16 protein-coding genes and 1 tRNA gene are annotated in these 16,485 nt (G+C 71.9%); 10 read left to right on the plus strand and 7 right to left on the minus strand.

Going from position 1 to position 16,485, the window contains the following annotated elements; all coding sequences use genetic code 11:
• The first annotated feature begins 6 nt into the window (after positions 1-6).
• Both ACFCY7_RS23800 and ACFCY7_RS23805 read left to right on the plus strand, forming a co-directional pair.
• On the plus strand, positions 7-2,346 hold the full coding sequence (locus ACFCY7_RS23800; protein ID WP_376488056.1) for a hypothetical protein: 2,340 nt from the start codon (positions 7-9) through the stop codon (positions 2,344-2,346).
• A gap of 31 nt (positions 2,347-2,377) precedes the next feature.
• On the plus strand, positions 2,378-3,061 hold the full coding sequence (locus tag ACFCY7_RS23805; RefSeq protein WP_376488057.1) for a hypothetical protein: 684 nt from the start codon (positions 2,378-2,380) through the stop codon (positions 3,059-3,061).
• Positions 3,062-3,112: 51 nt separating this feature from the next.
• Here ACFCY7_RS23805 and ACFCY7_RS23810 read toward each other — a convergent pair whose 3' ends face one another.
• Together ACFCY7_RS23810 and ACFCY7_RS23815 are read right to left on the minus strand one after the other, a co-directional pair.
• Positions 3,113-3,496, minus strand: coding sequence for a hypothetical protein (locus tag ACFCY7_RS23810; RefSeq protein ID WP_376488058.1), 384 nt, complete (start codon positions 3,494-3,496; stop codon positions 3,113-3,115).
• Positions 3,497-3,556: 60 nt separating this feature from the next.
• A tRNA-Cys gene (locus tag ACFCY7_RS23815) sits at positions 3,557-3,628 on the minus strand.
• A gap of 180 nt (positions 3,629-3,808) precedes the next feature.
• On the opposite strand from ACFCY7_RS23815, the gene ACFCY7_RS23820 reads away from it, so the two are divergent.
• The 5 genes from ACFCY7_RS23820 to ACFCY7_RS23840 all read left to right on the plus strand — a co-directional run bounded on the left by ACFCY7_RS23820 (position 3,809) and on the right by ACFCY7_RS23840 (position 8,883).
• The gene (locus tag ACFCY7_RS23820) at positions 3,809-5,272 is read left to right on the plus strand and encodes an MFS transporter (protein ID WP_376488059.1); all 1,464 of its coding nucleotides are present in this window, start codon (positions 3,809-3,811) and stop codon (positions 5,270-5,272) included.
• A gap of 42 nt (positions 5,273-5,314) precedes the next feature.
• Positions 5,315-5,515 (plus strand): ribbon-helix-helix protein, CopG family, encoded by a 201-nt coding sequence (locus ACFCY7_RS23825; protein ID WP_017237051.1) that lies wholly within the window; start codon positions 5,315-5,317, stop codon positions 5,513-5,515.
• On the plus strand, positions 5,512-5,904 hold the full coding sequence (locus ACFCY7_RS23830) for a type II toxin-antitoxin system death-on-curing family toxin (RefSeq protein ID WP_376488060.1): 393 nt from the start codon (positions 5,512-5,514) through the stop codon (positions 5,902-5,904). The genes ACFCY7_RS23825 and ACFCY7_RS23830 overlap by 4 nt, the downstream gene beginning before the upstream one ends.
• A 126-nt stretch (positions 5,905-6,030) precedes the next feature.
• The gene (locus tag ACFCY7_RS23835; RefSeq protein WP_376488061.1) at positions 6,031-7,824 is read left to right on the plus strand and encodes a DEAD/DEAH box helicase; all 1,794 of its coding nucleotides are present in this window, start codon (positions 6,031-6,033) and stop codon (positions 7,822-7,824) included.
• Between the two features lie 417 nt (positions 7,825-8,241).
• On the plus strand, positions 8,242-8,883 hold the full coding sequence (locus ACFCY7_RS23840) for an IclR family transcriptional regulator (protein ID WP_017237054.1): 642 nt from the start codon (positions 8,242-8,244) through the stop codon (positions 8,881-8,883).
• A gap of 228 nt (positions 8,884-9,111) precedes the next feature.
• Here the strand turns inward: ACFCY7_RS23840 and ACFCY7_RS23845 are convergent, their stop codons facing one another.
• Positions 9,112-10,077, minus strand: coding sequence for a winged helix-turn-helix domain-containing protein (locus ACFCY7_RS23845; protein ID WP_376488062.1), 966 nt, complete (start codon positions 10,075-10,077; stop codon positions 9,112-9,114).
• A gap of 86 nt (positions 10,078-10,163) precedes the next feature.
• Between ACFCY7_RS23845 and ACFCY7_RS23850 the strand changes: the two genes are divergently transcribed.
• On the plus strand, positions 10,164-11,291 hold the full coding sequence (locus ACFCY7_RS23850) for an alpha/beta hydrolase family protein (protein ID WP_376488063.1): 1,128 nt from the start codon (positions 10,164-10,166) through the stop codon (positions 11,289-11,291).
• A gap of 9 nt (positions 11,292-11,300) precedes the next feature.
• Positions 11,301-12,095 (plus strand): S16 family serine protease, encoded by a 795-nt coding sequence (locus ACFCY7_RS23855; RefSeq protein WP_376488064.1) that lies wholly within the window; start codon positions 11,301-11,303, stop codon positions 12,093-12,095.
• On the opposite strand, the gene ACFCY7_RS23860 is transcribed toward ACFCY7_RS23855, so the two are convergent.
• The 4 genes from ACFCY7_RS23860 to ACFCY7_RS23875 all read right to left on the minus strand — a co-directional run bounded on the left by ACFCY7_RS23860 (position 12,028) and on the right by ACFCY7_RS23875 (position 14,851).
• Positions 12,028-13,347: an MFS transporter gene (locus ACFCY7_RS23860; protein ID WP_376488065.1), complete on the minus strand. Its 1,320-nt coding sequence runs from the start codon at positions 13,345-13,347 to the stop codon at positions 12,028-12,030. The genes ACFCY7_RS23855 and ACFCY7_RS23860 overlap by 68 nt on opposite strands.
• Before the next feature lie 28 nt (positions 13,348-13,375).
• Positions 13,376-13,570, minus strand: coding sequence for a hypothetical protein (locus tag ACFCY7_RS23865; RefSeq protein WP_376488066.1), 195 nt, complete (start codon positions 13,568-13,570; stop codon positions 13,376-13,378).
• A gap of 125 nt (positions 13,571-13,695) precedes the next feature.
• Positions 13,696-14,277 (minus strand): ArsR/SmtB family transcription factor, encoded by a 582-nt coding sequence (locus ACFCY7_RS23870; protein ID WP_376488067.1) that lies wholly within the window; start codon positions 14,275-14,277, stop codon positions 13,696-13,698.
• Positions 14,278-14,374: 97 nt separating this feature from the next.
• Positions 14,375-14,851, minus strand: coding sequence for an Lrp/AsnC family transcriptional regulator (locus tag ACFCY7_RS23875; protein ID WP_376488068.1), 477 nt, complete (start codon positions 14,849-14,851; stop codon positions 14,375-14,377).
• A gap of 121 nt (positions 14,852-14,972) precedes the next feature.
• Between ACFCY7_RS23875 and hppD the strand changes: the two genes are divergently transcribed.
• Positions 14,973-16,118: a 4-hydroxyphenylpyruvate dioxygenase gene (hppD, locus tag ACFCY7_RS23880; protein WP_376488069.1), complete on the plus strand. Its 1,146-nt coding sequence runs from the start codon at positions 14,973-14,975 to the stop codon at positions 16,116-16,118.
• Positions 16,119-16,485: the final 367 nt, after the last annotated feature.

Consider the following 16,485-nt stretch of genomic DNA (forward strand, 5'->3'; position numbering starts at 1 on the left):
CCTGCTGTGCTGACCTTTGACAACGTGTACCACGCTCCGCTCGACAAGATGAAGACCTCGGCCGACGACTGGGCCGCGATGAAGGGCAAGCTCGACACGCTCGCCCAGGACGCCCAGTCGACGATGGCCGCGAAGGCCAGGGACGACTACTGGCGCGGGGTGAACGCCGAGGTCACCAAGCCCTTCGTGGACAAGACGGCCAAGGAGTTCGCCGACGCGGCCAAGGCCGCCGACGGCATCCACAAGGTCCTGGAGGACGGCTACAACGCCTTCAAGAAGGCCAAGGACGACCTGCAGAAGATCGTCGACACGGAGGCCCCCGGCAAGGGCTTCCGGGTGAAGGCCGACGGCACCGTCGAAGCCGTCGAGCCGCTCTCGCAGACCAAGGACCAGGGGATGCGCCACGACCCCGACTTCCAGGACATGGTCCGCAAGGAGCGCGCCGACATCGAGGCGATGCAGCGCCGCATCGACGCCATCGTCGAGACCTGCGACGACGCCGACGTCTCCTGCTCCAACGCCCTCAAGGCCAACATCACCGGCGACACCCACAACTTCAGCGCCCCGAAGTACACCAGCCTCGACGCCGAGGAGGCGCAGCGCGCCGTCGACCTCGCCAAGAAGGGCCGCGACATCTCCCACGAGGAGCTGATGCGCCTCAACGAGCTGCTCAAGGACAACAGCGGCTCCAAGGAGTTCTCCCGCACCTTCTACGACGGCATGGGCCCCAAGGGCGCCCTGGAGTTCTTCGGCCAGCTGTCCACGGACACGTACGACTACACCAAGGTCGACAAGCAGCGCCTCGCCGACGTCCAGGACCTCCAGAAGAACCTCGGCCTCAACCTCGCCACCGCCACCCAGGGCGGCGACGCGTGGACCGAGAAGTGGTCCGCCGACATGCGCAAGCTCGGCACCGAGCGCATCCCGCTCGCCAAGTACGACAACAACCCCGCCTTCGGCTACCAGTTGCTCGGCGGCATCATGCGCTACGGCGACTACGACAAGAAGTTCCTCGTCCCGATCGCCGAGCACGTCACCCAGCTCCACGCCAAGGACCCGTACCTCTTCGCCAACAGCAAGCCGATGATCGGCGGCGGGCTCCAGAACCAGTACAACCCCTCCGGCGTCAACGGCTCCGGCTTCGACCCGATGATCTCGATGCTGGAGGCCCTGGGCCACAGCCCGGAGGCGTCGAAGGACTTCTTCTCGAAGGAGCCGCTGACCTCGTACAAGGAGGACGGCAGCGTCGGCGGCGAGCTGAACCTCGGCAAGGACAAGGACGGCAAGCCGATCACCAACTACCTCGACTTCTTCGGCAACGAGAAGTACGAGCTCTTCCCCGACATCGACGGCCACGACCCCGACGCCGCCAAGAAGTCCGCCGACTACATGCCCGACGCCCTCGGCCACGCCCTGGAGTCGGCGACGCTCGGCCACGCCTGGGACGACGCGACGCCGGAGCTGAAGCGGGACGAGACCACGGCCAAGATCATGACCCAGGTCGTCGAGAAGTACGGCGGCGACGCCGAGCTGCTCAAGAAGTGGCAGTCCCCGCTGGCGGACAGCCTGGGCCACATGGGCGCCGGTTACATCGACGACCTCAACTGGGCTCTGGACAAGAACACTCCCGACAGTCCCTTCATGCCGACCAAGGGCGGGGACGCCCATCCCGAGTTCGGGCGGCAGGCGGCGGTCGACTTCCTGAGCACCCTCGGCCAGCACCCGGACGCGTACGCCTCGGTCTCCACGGCCGAACGCCTCTACACCACGAGCGTCCTCGAAGCGCAGGTCGGCCCGGACGGCAAGATCGACGAAGGGCGCGCGCGGGCCACCGTGTACACGGGCGCCACCCTCCAGGGCGTGCTCGACGAGTCGCGCGGCGCCCAGGTCGAGGCCGAGGGCATGAAGAAGCACGAGGAGTACGAGAAGGCGCAGGCCGCCAAGGCCGGCTGGGTGGAGCTCGGCGCCACGGTGGGCATCGCCGCCGGTGTCGCCTTCCTTCCGGCCACGGCCGCGGTCGGCGCGGCCGCCATCCTCGTACCGCTCGCCGTCGACACCGGTTCCGGAGTGATGGAGCAGCTTGCCGGGCAGGTCATCGGCGACTGGTCGGACAAGTCCGTCGACGACCACAAGGACAAGACCGAGGACGAGATCCACGAGAGCAACAAGGCCATGTACACGGCCGGTCGCTACAGTGCCGAGTCCCCGATGGAGAGGTTCCTGTCCGAGCACCGCTCCCAAGTGAGCAGCGACTTCCGGCAGGACATGATCGAGTCTGTCAGCAATGGCTACGGCCTGGGCAACGACCACGCCAGGCAGACCGGCAACGCCCCTGAGACCGGCTGAACCTCCGCCACCGACTCGACGAGGAATTCCGATGAGAAGAGCGTCCGCCGCCGTATCGACCGTGCTGGCCCTCGGCTTGCTGCTCACCGCGTGCGGGAAGGACGCGGAGGCGCCGCCCCGGGTCACCGCCGCACAGCAGTGCGACGGCAGGCTTTCACCCGCGGCGGTCGCGGCCCTCGAATCGGTGCTCGGTACGAAGGAGTTCTCGGAGGCCGGGAGCGGTGGGCTGGACCGGACGGTCGGCGTACTGATCGAGGATCAGGCGAAGCAGGGCAGGCCGCCGGGCCATCCCTCGATGTGCGAGGTCGCCACCGACTCCTCCCCGAAGAGCGAGATCGACATCGACGTCTACCTGCACGACCGCGGTGCCCTGTACGACGACGGCACCGCCAAGTGGTGGGACCACGGTCGGTACCTCTACGCGATGGGCCGCGAGACGAGCGCGGACAACAAGACGGCCTCCCTCTTCGTCGAGTGCACCAGCCCGCGCCTGAAGGGGTCGGACCGGCAGCCGGCCCCGATCGCGGCCGAGCTGGAGTTCGCCAAGCCGGTCAAGGGCGCCTACCCCGCCAACACCCCCGCCACCCGCGAGGCCTACCTCACCGTCCTCCACTCCGCCACCCTCGCGGTCGTGAAGGAGCTGGGCTGCGAGAACGACGCCGGCCTGCCCGAGAAGCCCGTCTTCGAGGCCAGGAAGTGGCGCGGGGAGAAGTAGGGGATCGGCGGGCGACCAGCCGCGAACCGGCAGGGCCCGCTCCCGCCCGTCTCAGTCCTCGGCCGTCGCGGCGGCCGGGGACAGCTGGGACAGCAGGAGGAGGGTGGAGCGGGTGATGAGGGCCGCGAGGAGGATCGTGGCGAGGCCGTCGACGTGGAGTTCGGAGATCTTGGGGCCGAGCCAGGAGAGCAGCCACCAGATGAGGGCGTCCTGGACGAAGCCGGCGAGGCCGAACGCGAGGAGGGCGGGGAGGGGCACGCGGGCCGACGGCCCGATGTAGATCACCTGGGTGAGGACCACCAGCACGATGGTGGCGGCGAGGACGGAGAGCGCCACGTCCACGGTCTCCGGGCCCAGGGTGATGCCGGGCAGGAGGGCCCCGGCGAGGCCCACACCGGCGAGGATGCCGAGCTTGCGTCTGCCTTGATCGTCCATGGGGGGACTGTGGCACAGCCGCGGGGCGGATGTGAAGGTTCCGTAAGGAAGATCATCGAGAGACCGTGATCGGAATCGAACCGACGTAACTCGCTTTGCAGGCGAGTCCCTGAACCACTCGGGCACACGGTCGTGTTGTGCACTGGTACGACCGTAGGGGGCGGTCCGGAAGGGGCTCAAGGGTTTCCGGGGCCGCGCCACGCGACTGCCACACGGCCGCAACATTCCGCTCGCGGTCGTACGTCCAAGGGCGGAGGAGGGTCGGGACTCCTGACAGGGGCCATCCGGTGCTTCACCTCTTACTCTGGGGGGATGAGCGCCCTCGAACCACGCGACGCCGACGTCGTCGAAGCCCCCGGACCCCGTGCCGTGCACGACGACACCAAGGGGTCCGTCCTCGACGCGGCTCACCGGGCGCTCAGCATCGGCATCGTGTCCGTGGTCCTGCTGATCGCCTTCGAGGCGACGGCCGTCGGCACCGCCATGCCCGTCGCCGCGCGCGAGCTGAACGGCGTCTCCGTCTACGCCTTCGCGTTCTCCGCGTACTTCACCACCAGCCTCTTCGCGATGGTCCTGGCCGGGCAGTGGTCCGACCGGAGCGGGCCGCTCGGCTCCCTCACGGCCGGGATCACCGCGTTCTCCGCCGGACTGCTCCTCTCCGGGACGGCCGGCGCCATGTGGCTGTTCATCCTCGGCAGGGCCGTGCAGGGACTGGGTGGCGGCCTGGTGATCGTCGCGCTGTACGTGGTCATCGGCCGCGCGTACGCCGAACACCTCAGGCCCGCGATCATGGCCGCGTTCGCCGCGTGCTGGGTCGTCCCGTCCGTCGTGGGGCCGCTCGCCGCCGGAACGGTCACCGAGCACCTGGGCTGGCGCTGGGTCTTCGTCGGCATCCCCGTGCTCGTCGTCTTCCCGCTGGCCCTCGCCCTCCCCGCGATACGCCGCACCGCGTCGGGCCCCGCCGACCCGCAGGCGCCCGTCACCCCCTGGGACCGGCGGCGGATCCTGCTCGCCCTCGGCATCTCGGCCGGCGCGGGGCTCCTCCAGTACGCGGGCCAGGAGCTGCGCTGGCTCTCGCTCGTCCCGGCGGCGGCGGGCGTCGCGCTCCTGGTGCCCGCCGTCCGCGGCCTGCTGCCGCACGGCACCTGGCGGGCGGCCCGCGGCCTGCCCTCCGTCGTCCTGCTCCGCGGCATCGCCGCCGGCGCGTTCATCGCCGCCGAGTCCTTCGTGCCGCTCATGCTCGTCACCCAGCGCGGCCTGAGCCCCACCCTGGCCGGCTTCTCGCTCGCCGCGGGCGGCCTCACCTGGGCGCTCGGCTCCTGGATCCAGGCCCGGCCGTGGACCGAGCCCTACCGGGAGCGCCTCGTCGTCCTCGGCATGGTCCTCGTCGCCCTGTCGATAGCCGCGGCGCCGAGCGTGCTCGTCACCTCGGTGCCGGTCTGGGTGCTCGCGGCCGTCTGGGCCCTCGGCTGCCTCGGCATGGGCGCCGTCATCGCCTCCACGAGCGTGCTCCTCATGAAGCTCTCCGCCCCCGAGGAGGTCGGCGCGAACTCCGCCGCCCTCCAGATCTCCGACGGCCTCTCCAACGTCCTCCTGCTCGCCGCCGGCGGCGCCGCCTTCGCCGCCCTCGGCGGCGGCGCGGTCGGCCACGCCGTCGACGCCGCCGGCACCACCGGCTCCCACCCGGCCGCCTTCGCCGCCGTCTTCCTGCCGATGGCGGGCGTGGCGGCGGTCGGGGCGTGGGTGGCGACGCGGCTGGGGGAGAGGCGGAGCTGAGTATTCGGTACCAGATTGACCCCACGGTGGTACCGTTCTGGTATGGCTATGAACCTGCGTCTCCGTGACGACCAGACCGAGGCCCTGAAGCAGCGCGCCGAGCAGGAGGGCACGAGCATGCACGCCATACTGCTGCGCGCCGTCGACGACTACCTCGCGCGCACCGCCCAGGAGGCGATCGTGCGCAAGACGGCCATGGAGCAGGCGACCAAGTGGCACGAGCTGATGGAGCGGCTCAAGTGACCTGCGTCTACCTCTCCGGCGAAGACGTTCTGATCATCGCCGAGCACGCGGTCGACGACCAGAAGATCGTCGTCCGCGACGCGGGACTCCTCGACTCGGCGGTGCACCGCCCCTCGGCCGCCATGTTCGGGGAGGAGGCGTATCCCGACCTCATGGGCAAGGCGGCCGCGCTGCTGCAGTCCCTCGCGGTGAACCACCCCTTCGTCGACGGCAACAAACGCACCGCCTGGCTGTCCTGCGTCACCTTCCTCGCCATGAACGGCGTCCAGCTGCGGCCGGACATCGACGCCGCGGAACGCCTGGTCATCGCCGTGGCGACCGGCGAGACCGACGAGGTCGAGGTGATCGCGGAGGGGCTGCGCGAGCTGATCGTCCCCACCGCGGGGTGAGTTGCGCCGCGACGTGAGGTGAGTCGCAACCGGCTCGTCCCCACCCCGTTTCATACGGAGTTCCCCCCGGGCCGCCGGTAAGGTGGCCCGGTTGTCATATCTGGACGAGCGTCGAACCCGGAGATCGTGACTACTACCACCACCACCTCCTCCCATCACCTTTCTCCCGCCTTCCCAGGACGGGCCCCGTGGGGTACCGCCGGCAAGCTGCGCGCCTGGCAGCAGGGGGCGATGGAGAGATACATCCAGGAGCAGCCCCGTGACTTCCTGGCCGTCGCCACACCCGGCGCCGGCAAGACGACCTTCGCGCTGACGCTGGCGTCGTGGCTGCTGCACCACCACGTGGTGCAGCAGATCACCGTCGTGGCGCCCACCGAGCACCTGAAGAAGCAGTGGGCGGCGGCCGCGGCCCGCATAGGCATCAAGCTGGACCCCGACTACAGCGCCGGGCCGCTCAGCAAGGAGTACGACGGGGTCGCCATCACGTACGCCGGTGTCGGCGTCCGCCCGATGCTGCACCGCAACCGTTCCGAACAGCGCAAGACCCTCGTCATCCTCGACGAGATCCACCACGCGGGAGACTCGAAGTCCTGGGGCGAGGCGTGCCTGGAGGCCTTCGAGCCGGCCACCCGGCGCCTCGCGCTGACCGGCACGCCCTTCCGGTCGGACACGAACCCGATCCCCTTCGTGACGTACGAGGAGGGCAACGACGGCATCCGGCGGTCCTCCGCGGACTACACGTACGGCTACGGCAACGCCCTCGGCGACGGCGTCGTGCGGCCGGTCATCTTCCTCTCCTACAGCGGCAACATGCGCTGGCGGACCAAGGCGGGCGACGAGATCGCCGCCCGCCTCGGCGAACCGATGACCAAGGACGCCGTCTCGCAGGCCTGGCGCACCGCGCTGGACGCCAAGGGCGACTGGATGCCGAACGTCCTGCGCGCCGCCGACCAGCGGCTCACCGAGGTCAGGAAGTCCATCCCGGACGCCGGCGGCCTCGTCATCGCCTCCGACCAGGACTCGGCCCGCTCGTACGCCAAGCTGATCCGCGAGATCACCGGCACGAAGGCCACCGTCGTCCTCTCCGACGACACGGGCGCCTCGAACCGCATCGACGAGTTCAGCGAGAACACCGACCGGTGGATGGTCGCCGTCCGCATGGTGTCGGAGGGCGTCGACGTCCCCCGCCTCGCCGTCGGCGTGTACGCGACGACCATCTCGACCCCGCTGTTCTTCGCGCAGGCCGTCGGCCGCTTCGTGCGTTCGCGCAGGCGCGGCGAGACCGCGTCCGTGTTCCTTCCCACGATCCCCAGCCTCCTCGGCTTCGCCAACGAGATGGAGGTCGAGCGCGACCACGTCCTCGACAAGCCCAAGAAGGCGGGCGAGGACGACCCCTACGCCGAGTCCGAGAAGGAGCTCGCCGAGGCCGAGCGCCAGCAGGACGAGGACACCGGCGAACAGGACATGCTGCCCTTCGAGGCGCTGGAGTCCGACGCCGTCTTCGACCGCGTGCTCTACAACAGCGCCGAGTTCGGCATGCAGGCCCACCCCGGAAGCGCCGAGGAGCAGGACTACCTCGGCATCCCCGGCCTCCTCGAACCCGACCAGGTGCAGCTGCTGCTGCAGAAGCGCCAGGCCCGGCAGATCGCGCACAGCCGCAAGAAGCCGGACACCGAGGCCGACCTCCTCGAACTGCCCGCCGAACGCCGCCCCGTCGTTTCCCACAAGGAGCTCCTGGAGCTGCGCAAACAGCTCAACACGATGGTCGGCGCGTACGTCCACCAGACCGGCAAGCCCCACGGCGTGATCCACACCGAGCTCCGCCGGGTGTGCGGCGGGCCGCCGAGCGCCGAGGCCACCGCCGGACAGATCCGGGAGCGGATCAAGAAGGTGCAGGAGTGGGCCACCCGGATGCGGTGACCCCGACGCCCCCCGAAACGCGGCTGAGGCCCGTACGACGTCGTTCGTACGGGCCTCAGCGGTCCCGCGGCGGCGGGACCGGCACCGGAGCCGGCCCCCACGGCCGGCCACCGGACGCCTTCCACGCTACGTGCACGACATAGGCGATCTTGTCCGCCAAAGTCCCCAGTCCGGCCGACGAAGGTCCCGAACCGTCTCTATACGGTCGGCGACGCCCGGATTCTGGACGAGGTCTTCCGCTCAGCGGAGCGGGTCGCTACTGTCCCGGCTCAAAAGCAATCGCCCCGTGGCAGCGCCGCCGCGGAGCGCAGCCGGTGTACCCCTTCCTGCCGGCGGCCTCTGACGTGCGTCGCCGACGGGACCGGCGTCGCAATCCCGTGAGAGCCCGTCGCCACTCACTCCGAAGGAGAGGGCGTCGTGACCGCGGAGACCTCCCAGACGCTCGACCGGGGACTCAGAGTCCTCAAGCTGCTCGCCGACACCGACCACGGCCTGACCGTCACCGAGTTGTCCAACAAACTCGGTGTCAACCGGACCGTCGTCTACCGTCTGCTGGCCACCCTCGAACAGCACGCCCTCGTCCGCCGCGACCTCGGCGGACGCGCCCGCGTCGGCCTCGGGGTGCTGCGGCTCGGCCGCCAGGTCCACCCCCTGGTGCGCGAGGCCGCCCTGCCCGCGCTGCGCTCGCTGGCCGAGGACATAGGGGCCACGGCCCACCTGACGCTCGTCGACGGGGCCGAGGCCCTCGCCGTCGCCGTCGTCGAACCGACCTGGACCGACTACCACGTCGCCTACCGGGCCGGTTTCCGTCACCCCCTCGACCGGGGCGCCGCCGGCCGCGCGATCCTCGCCGCCCGCCAGGGCTCCCTCATCGAACCCGGCTTCACCCTCACCCACGGTGAACTCGAAGCGGGCGCCAGCGGCGCCGCCGCCCCGCTCGTCGGCGTCACCGGCGTCGAGGGCAGCGTCGGCGTCGTCATGCTCGCCGACGCCGTCCCCGAGCGCGTGGGCCCCCGTGTCGTGGACGCGGCCCGCGAGGTCGCCGACGCGCTGCGTTAGGGGTTCCGGACGGGGGCCGGGTCGGGCGGGGGCCGGACAGGACGCCGGACAGGGCGCCGGGCGGGACGCCGGGCAGGGTGTCAGGCCGAGTACCGGGCAGGGGCCAGGCCGAGTGCCGGGCAGAGGAGGTCGGGCGGAGGGTCGGGCGGGGTGTCAGGCCCCGCGAGCCCGGCCTGATCGGCACGACACCTGCCGGGCCCGCCCCCGCCGCGCGGCCGGACGGCCGTGTCAGGGACGGTCGCTCGCGACGAGACGGCCGAGGGGGGTCCGCTCGTGGTGGACCGACCTGCCCGTCCTCGTCGTCGTGATCAGGCCCGCCGCGCGGAGGGCCTGGGCGTGGGCCGAGGCCGTGGCGTTGCTGACGCCGAGGCGGCGGGCCAGGCCCGTCGTCGTCATGCCCTCGTCCAGGGCGTGCAGCAGCTCGGCGCGCGTCCTGCCGAGGACCCCCGTGAGGGCCTCCTCGCGGGTGCCGCCGCCGTCCGGGGCGAGCGGCAGGCCCCGGCCCGCCGGAAAGGCCAGGACCACGGGGCGGCCGGGCAGGTCCTGGACGAGCGGGCCGCCCCGCCAGTGGAAGGTCGGCAGCAGCACGAGCCCGCGGCCGTCGAGCCGCAGGTCCCGGCCCGCCGGGACGCCGGGCCACTCCCAGACCCCGTCGCGCAGCCGCGAGCCCGGGGCGGAGGCCGTGAGGGCGGCCTCGAGGCCGTGTTCCGCGACCGTCAGCGCGTGCCGGGTGAACTCCGCCCGGTGCAGGTCCTGGACCAGCGGCCACACGGGCGCCAGGACGGCCTCGTACGCCGCCTTCTGCGCGCGGTCCAGGGCGTGCCACGCCCCGGCCTCCCCGCCGTGCAGGGCGCGGACCCACGGCGGCACCGGGCCCCCGCCCGCGTGCACCCGCTCCAGCTCGGACCGGACGAACTCCGGGCGGGCCGCGCGGATCAGTTCGAAGCCCTCCTCCCGCGTCCCGCCGAGGACGTCGAGGAAGCGCGGGGCCACGCCGCCGGGCACGAGGTCCGCGAGCGGTCCCGCCGCCGCCGTCAGGGCGCGCGACAGCCTGCCCCGCCAGCGCCCGAAGAGCAGCTCCTCGTGCGGTGCGCCGAGCATCATGAGGGCGGCGTGGAGTTCGGGTACGGGGGAGGGCCGGGGGGCGAACCGTACGCGTGCGAGGTCGTCCGGGGTGAAGTGGATGCGCAGCACTCGTCGTCTCCCGCCGTCTCCCGCCAGCCTTTCGGGCGGGGCCTGAACCTTCGCGCCCGGGCCCGCCGCGTCCAAGGATGCCGTGCATGACACAGCACCCCGCACCCAGCCGCCGCACCGTCGCCAAGGGCGCCCTGCTCGCGGCCGCAGCCACCCTGCTCGGCACCACCCCCGCCCGGGCGGCGACCCGGCTTCGGCTGCCCGCGCCGACCGGGCCCCACCCCGTGGGCGTCCGGACCTTCGCGCTGACGGACACCTCGCGCAACGACCCGTGGGAGCCCGCGGCCGGGGTGCGGGAGGTGATGATCAGCGTCCTGTACCCGGCCCGTACGGTCCGGGGCCGCCCGCGCGCCCCGCAGCTGACGGAGGCCGAGGCGAAGGAGTTCGCGGACCTGGCGCCCCGGGTGCACGAGGGGCTGCCGGCGGCGGGCGTCGACTGGGGCGCGGTCCTCACGCACGGGCACGTGGACGCGCCGCCGCTGCCGGGGCGGCGCCCGGTCCTGCTGTACGGCCCGGGGGGCGGCGACTGCCGCACCCTGGGCACGACCCTGGCCGAGGACCTGGCGAGCCACGGCCGGGTCGTGGTCCTCGTGGACCATCCCGGGGACGCGAGCCAGGTGGAGCTGCCCGGCGGGATGCGGTGGACGGTGCTGCGGGGGAACCCGGACCCGGAGACCTTCCGCACCATGATCGACACACGGGTCGCGGACCTCCGCTTCGTCCTGGACCGGCTCGGGACCCTGCCCCTCGCCCCCGTCATGGACCTGGACCGGATCGGCGTCTACGGGCACTCGGCGGGCGGGACCGCCGCCGTGCACGCGCTGGCCGCCGACGACCGGATCTCCGCGGGGGTGAACCTGGAGGGCTACCTCGACCTGGACCCGGCGGTGACGGAGGGCCTCGACCGGCCGCTGCTCATGTTCCGTACGGACGGCTTCGAGGACGCCGCCCGGCTCGAACGCTCCTGGGCGGGGGTGCCGGCCCGCCGCGTCCTGCTGGCCCGCAGCGGCCACTGGGTCCTCAGCGACTACGCCTTCCTCGTCCCGCAGCTCCAGGCCGCCGGGCTCGTCACCGCCGGGGCCAGGGCCGCCCTCGTGGGGCCCGGTGACACGGCGGCGGCGATGGCGGTCGTACGGCGCGGGGTGGGGTCCTTCTTCGCCCGGCGGCTGCGGGCCCCCGCGCCCCCGGCCCGGGGGCGGGGCGCGTCCCAGTAGATTGGGCGGGTGCTCTCCAGCCTTCCTCGTTCCCGTGTCCTCGCGCTGTGCGCGCTGCCCGTCGCCGCGCTGTTCGCCGTCGTCGGGCTCGCGCCGCTGCCGTACGCGATCGCGCAGCCCGGGACGACCGTCGACGTGCTCGGCAAGGACGACGGGCGGGAGATCATCACGATCACCGGCGCGCCCGTGCGGCCGACGCAGGGGCAGCTGAGGATGACGACGATCGTCGCGACCGGACCTTCGACGGACGTCGACCTCGGGGACGTCGCCGAAGCCTGGTTCAGGACCGACCAGGCCGTGCTGCCGCGCGAGTCCGTCTACCCGTCGGGGAAGTCCGACGCCGAGATCGAGGAGCGCAACCTCGGCCAGATGAAGGAGTCGCAGGACGCGGCCACGCTCGCGGCCCTCGGCTACCTGAAGCTGGACCCCGCGAAGGTGAAGGTGACCCTGCACCTCGCCGACATCGGCGGCCCCAGCGCCGGGCTGCTCTTCTCCCTCGGCATCGTCGACAAGCTCGACGGCGACGGGGACGGCGGCGACCTCACCGGCGGCAAGTCCGTCGCCGGTACGGGCACCATCGAGGCGGACGGCACCGTCGGCGCGGTCGGCGGGGTCTCCCTCAAGACGCAGGCCGCCGCGCGGGACGGGGCCACCGTCTTCCTCGTACCGAAGGCGGAGTGCTCGGACGCCCGGGCCGAGCTGCCCCAGGGCATGCGGCTCGTGCCCGTCACCGCCCTCAGCGACGCGGTGGCGTCCCTCCGGGCCCTGGGGCAGGGGCAGGAGGAGCAGGTTCCGTCCTGCTGACCCCCGGGCCGCCGGTCCCCTTCGCGGCGCGCGGCGCGTCCATGCCCCGCCAGGACGGGAAGACCAGGGGGCAGAGCGCGGCCAGGAAGTACATCCCGCCGACGGTGAGCAGCGCCGTGGTGAGGCCCGTCCGCTCGACCAGGAGGCCGGCGGCGAGCCCGCCCAGCGGGGTGGTCAGCAGCACGCTCGCGGTACTGGCGCTGCCGACGCGGCTGCGCAGCTCCTGGGGGACGGTCTCGTAGAAGACCGCGCCGAGGATCGGGTTGAGCACCCCGGCGCCGAGTCCGCCGAACGCCATCGCCACGAGCAGTGGCGCGGTGGTGTCCGTGAGCGCCGCCGTCACGTACACGGGGGCCCCGGCGAGCAGGAAGCCGACCGCGACGACCGGCCGGCGCGGGAAGCGGTGCCCGACCGCCGCGTACAGCAGGGCGCCGACGAGCGCGCAGCCGCCGAAGACGGCGACCAGCAGGCCGAGCGCCGTCGACCCGCCGAGCTCCTCCCGGGCGTGCACCGGCAGCAGGACCGCGCTCCAGCTCTGGGCGAGCCCGTTGGTGACCATCACCATCAGGTTGACGCCGAGGATCAGCGGGGTGCGCAGCAGGAACGCGTACCCCTCGCGCAGGTCCGCCCGGTACACGGCGACGGACAACGGCGGTGCCCCGCGCGCGGGTTCGGCCGACGGCACGCCCCGCAGGCCCACCAGGGCGAGCAGCGCCGAGACGGTGAACGTGGCGGCGTCGACGTACAGCACGGTGTCGGCGCCGATGAGCGCGACGAGGAGGCCGGCGAGCGCGGCCCCGGTCATCCGGGCGCCGCGGGACACCGCGTCGTAGAAGCTGGTGGCGCGGGACAGCGGCATGCCGGCCCGCTCCGCCAGGTCGGGCGTGAGCACGTTGCGCGCGGTCTCGCCGGGTGCGTGGAAGAAGCCGGTGACGGCCATCAGCGCGCACAGCATCCAGAACCGGAGCACGCCCGCCTGGTTGAGCAGCGGGATCGCGGCCAGCGCGAGGGCGCAGACGAGGTCGGAGGCGACCGAGACCCGGCGGCGGCCGATCCGGTCGATGACGGGTCCTCCGACGACGGCGGAGGCGATGACCGGCAGAGCGGCGCAGAAGGCGACGAGGCCCGCCTTGCCGGGACTGCCGGTGGTCTCCAGCGCGAACCACGGCACCGCGATCAGGGTGAGTGAATTGCCGCTGATGGAGATGGCGTTGGCGGCCAGGACGCTGGCCAGTGGTGTGCGCGGGTGCACGGATTTCCCCCCGGTATGGCTCGCCCTGTCAGGCGGCCGTCGTGAAGCGGTCGATTGTGTCGGGACGCTGCGTGGCGAGTCTGAGGCCGAACTCGACGAGCTTCCAACCGATTTGGACGCGCAGGGCGGGGGTCGCGGTGTGCGGCCGGGTGGTGTCGGCGGCCTCGTGGTGGAGTTCGGCGGCGTGGAGGCGGTGCAGCTGGAGGTGGATGTCGGCGTGCATGACTCCGGGGTGTCCTTCCGTCGGTGGTGGTGCCGGGAACGTCGGTGGTCGTGCCGGGGACGTCGGTGGTGGTGCCGGGAACGTCGGTAGTGGTTCCGGGGACGTCGGTGGTGCGGCCCGGAACGTCAGTTGTCGCGCTGCGGGAACGCGTGCAGGTGGATGCGTACGCGCTCCGCGTCCGGCGCGTCCGCCTCCGCGATGTCGCGGTACGACTCGATGAGGGCGTGCAGCTTCTCGTCGAGTTCGCGGAGCTTGTCGGCCGGGAGGCGCAGCGTGAAGTCGCTCATGTCGGAGGCGCCGAGCCAGCTGTCGCCCCAGTCGTGCCGGGTGCCGAGGTAGGTGCCGAGCTCCTGGGTGTGGATGGTCGCGATCTCGTGGGAGTAGATGTCGAGCGCGCCCTGGACCTCGGGGTCGGGGTTCTTGTAGAGCGATTCGTCGACCCTCGTGCCCTGCTGGCCGGCCTTCCACCAGCGCTCGCGTCCCTTGCCGCGCGTCGGGTCGTCCTCCACGAAGCCGTGGGCGGCGAGCTGGCGCAGGTGGTAGCTGGTCGCGCCGCTGGACTCGCCCAGTTGCTCGGCCAGTTGGGAGGCCGTGGCGGGTCCGTGCCGGCGCAGGGCGCGCAGCAGCTGGATGCGGAGCGGGTGGGCGAGCCCGCGCAGGGAGCGCGGGTCGAGCTGGCGGCTCAGGTTTTCCTCGGGCTCGGGCATGCTCCGAGAGTAGGGTTACAAAGGACTAGTTGCAAGGGTTTCTTTGCAACTAGTCCTTTGTAACTCGGGGAGTCGCCCAGGGGCGGTGGCCCGGCCGCTACAGCGGCGCGTCCCCCGCCGCCTGCTCCACCAGCGGGATGATCCGCAGCGGTACGGGGTTCTCCATCACGATCGCCGTGGAGGCCCGGACGATGCCCTCGAAGCCGACGACGCGGTCGATCACCCGCTGGAGGTCGGCGTTGGAGCGGGCGACCAGACGGCAGAGCATGTCGCCGTGGCCCGTCGTCGTATGGAGTTCCAGCACCTCGGGAACCGTCGCCAGATGGCCCCGCACGTCCGCGCCCTGGCCCTGCTTGATCTCCAGCGTGGCGAACGCCGTCACCGGGTAGCCGAGCGCCGCCGGATCCACCTGCGGCCCGAAACCGCGGATCACGCCGCTGTCCTGCAGGCGGTCGAGACGCGCCTGCACCGTGCCGCGCGCCACGCCGAGGCGGCGGGAGGCCTCCAGGACCCCGATGCGCGGCTCGCGCGCGAGAAGCGCGATCAGCCGGCCGTCCAAATGATCGATCGCCACAGCGGTCTCCTCGTGGTCAGGATGTACAAGTCGCACGGCCATGCTCGCCGATCGCTGTACAAGTTGACCAGCAGATCAGCGAACTCTTGCGCACCTTGCCGAACGGCGGGACATTGCTGCCATGACTGAGACCATCGATCACACCCCTTCCACCGCGCGCAAGGCCGATCCCTTCCCGGTCAAGGGAATGGACGCGGTCGTCTTCGCCGTCGGCAACGCCAAGCAGGCCGCGCACTACTACTCCACGGCCTTCGGCATGAAGCTGGTCGCCTACTCCGGACCGGAGAACGGCAGCCGCGAGACCGCCAGTTACGTCCTCACCAACGGCGCCGCCCGCTTCGTGTTCACCTCCGTCATCAAGGTCTCCACCGACTGGGGCCGCTTCCTCGCCGACCACGTCGCCGAGCACGGCGACGGCGTCGTCGACCTGGCGATCGAGGTGCCCGACGCGCGAGCCGCGTACGCCTACGCCGTCGAGCACGGCGCCACCGGCATCACCGAGCCGTACGAGCTCAAGGACGAGAACGGCACCGTCGTCCTCGCCGCCATCGCCACCTACGGCAAGACCCGCCACACCCTCGTCGAGCGCTCCGGCTACGACGGCCCCTACCTCCCGGGCTTCGTCCCCGCGAACCCCATCGTCGAGCCGCCGGCCAAGCGCACCTTCCAGGCCATCGACCACTGCGTCGGCAACGTCGAGCTCGGCAAGATGAACGACTGGGTCGGCTTCTACAACAAGGTCATGGGCTTCACGAACATGAAGGAGTTCGTGGGCGACGACATCGCGACCGAGTACTCGGCGCTGATGTCCAAGGTCGTCGCGGACGGCACCCTCAAGGTGAAGTTCCCGATCAACGAGCCCGCCATCGCGAAGAAGAAGTCGCAGATCGACGAGTACCTCGAGTTCTACGGCGGCGCCGGCGTCCAGCACATCGCCCTCGCCACCAACGACATCGTCGCCACCGTGCGCGCGATGCGGGCCGCGGGCGTCTCCTTCCTCGACACCCCCGACTCGTACTACGACACCCTCGGCGAGTGGGCCGGCGAGACCCGCGTGCCCGTCGAGACCCTCCGCGAGCTGAAGATCCTCGTCGACCGCGACGAGGACGGCTACCTGCTGCAGATCTTCACCAAGCCCGTCCAGGACCGTCCGACCGTCTTCTTCGAGATGATCGAGCGCCACGGGTCGATGGGCTTCGGCAAGGGCAACTTCAAGGCGCTCTTCGAAGCCATCGAGCGCGAACAGGAAAAGCGCGGCAACCTCTGACACCCGCGTCGTGGGCGCCGTCCCGCCGGGGCGGCGCCCACCCTCGCCGCTCCCGCGCCCACCCCGTTGTGGGCCCTCGCCCCGCTCGGACGACGCCCCGCCCGTTGTGGGCAGCCGTTCTGCTGGGGCGGCGCCCACTCTCGCTGGTCCCCGTCCACCCCGTTGTGGGCAATCGTCCGCCTGGGGCGGGACGGGTGGGCACAACGGACGGCGCCCTCTGCCGGGCCTAGGCTTTCGCGCCTGAACCCGCACCACAGGTACGGCTCACTGTCGGTGCGGGTCCAGGCGCAAGGGGCGGGGGCGCCGCCGAGGGCGCCGCCCCCGGTTGGGGCCCCCCCCCCCCCCCCCCCACAAAAAAAAAAAAAAA

The organism is Streptomyces sp. NPDC056361 (genome assembly GCF_042262805.1).
Lineage (GTDB): Bacteria > Actinomycetota > Actinomycetes > Streptomycetales > Streptomycetaceae > Streptomyces.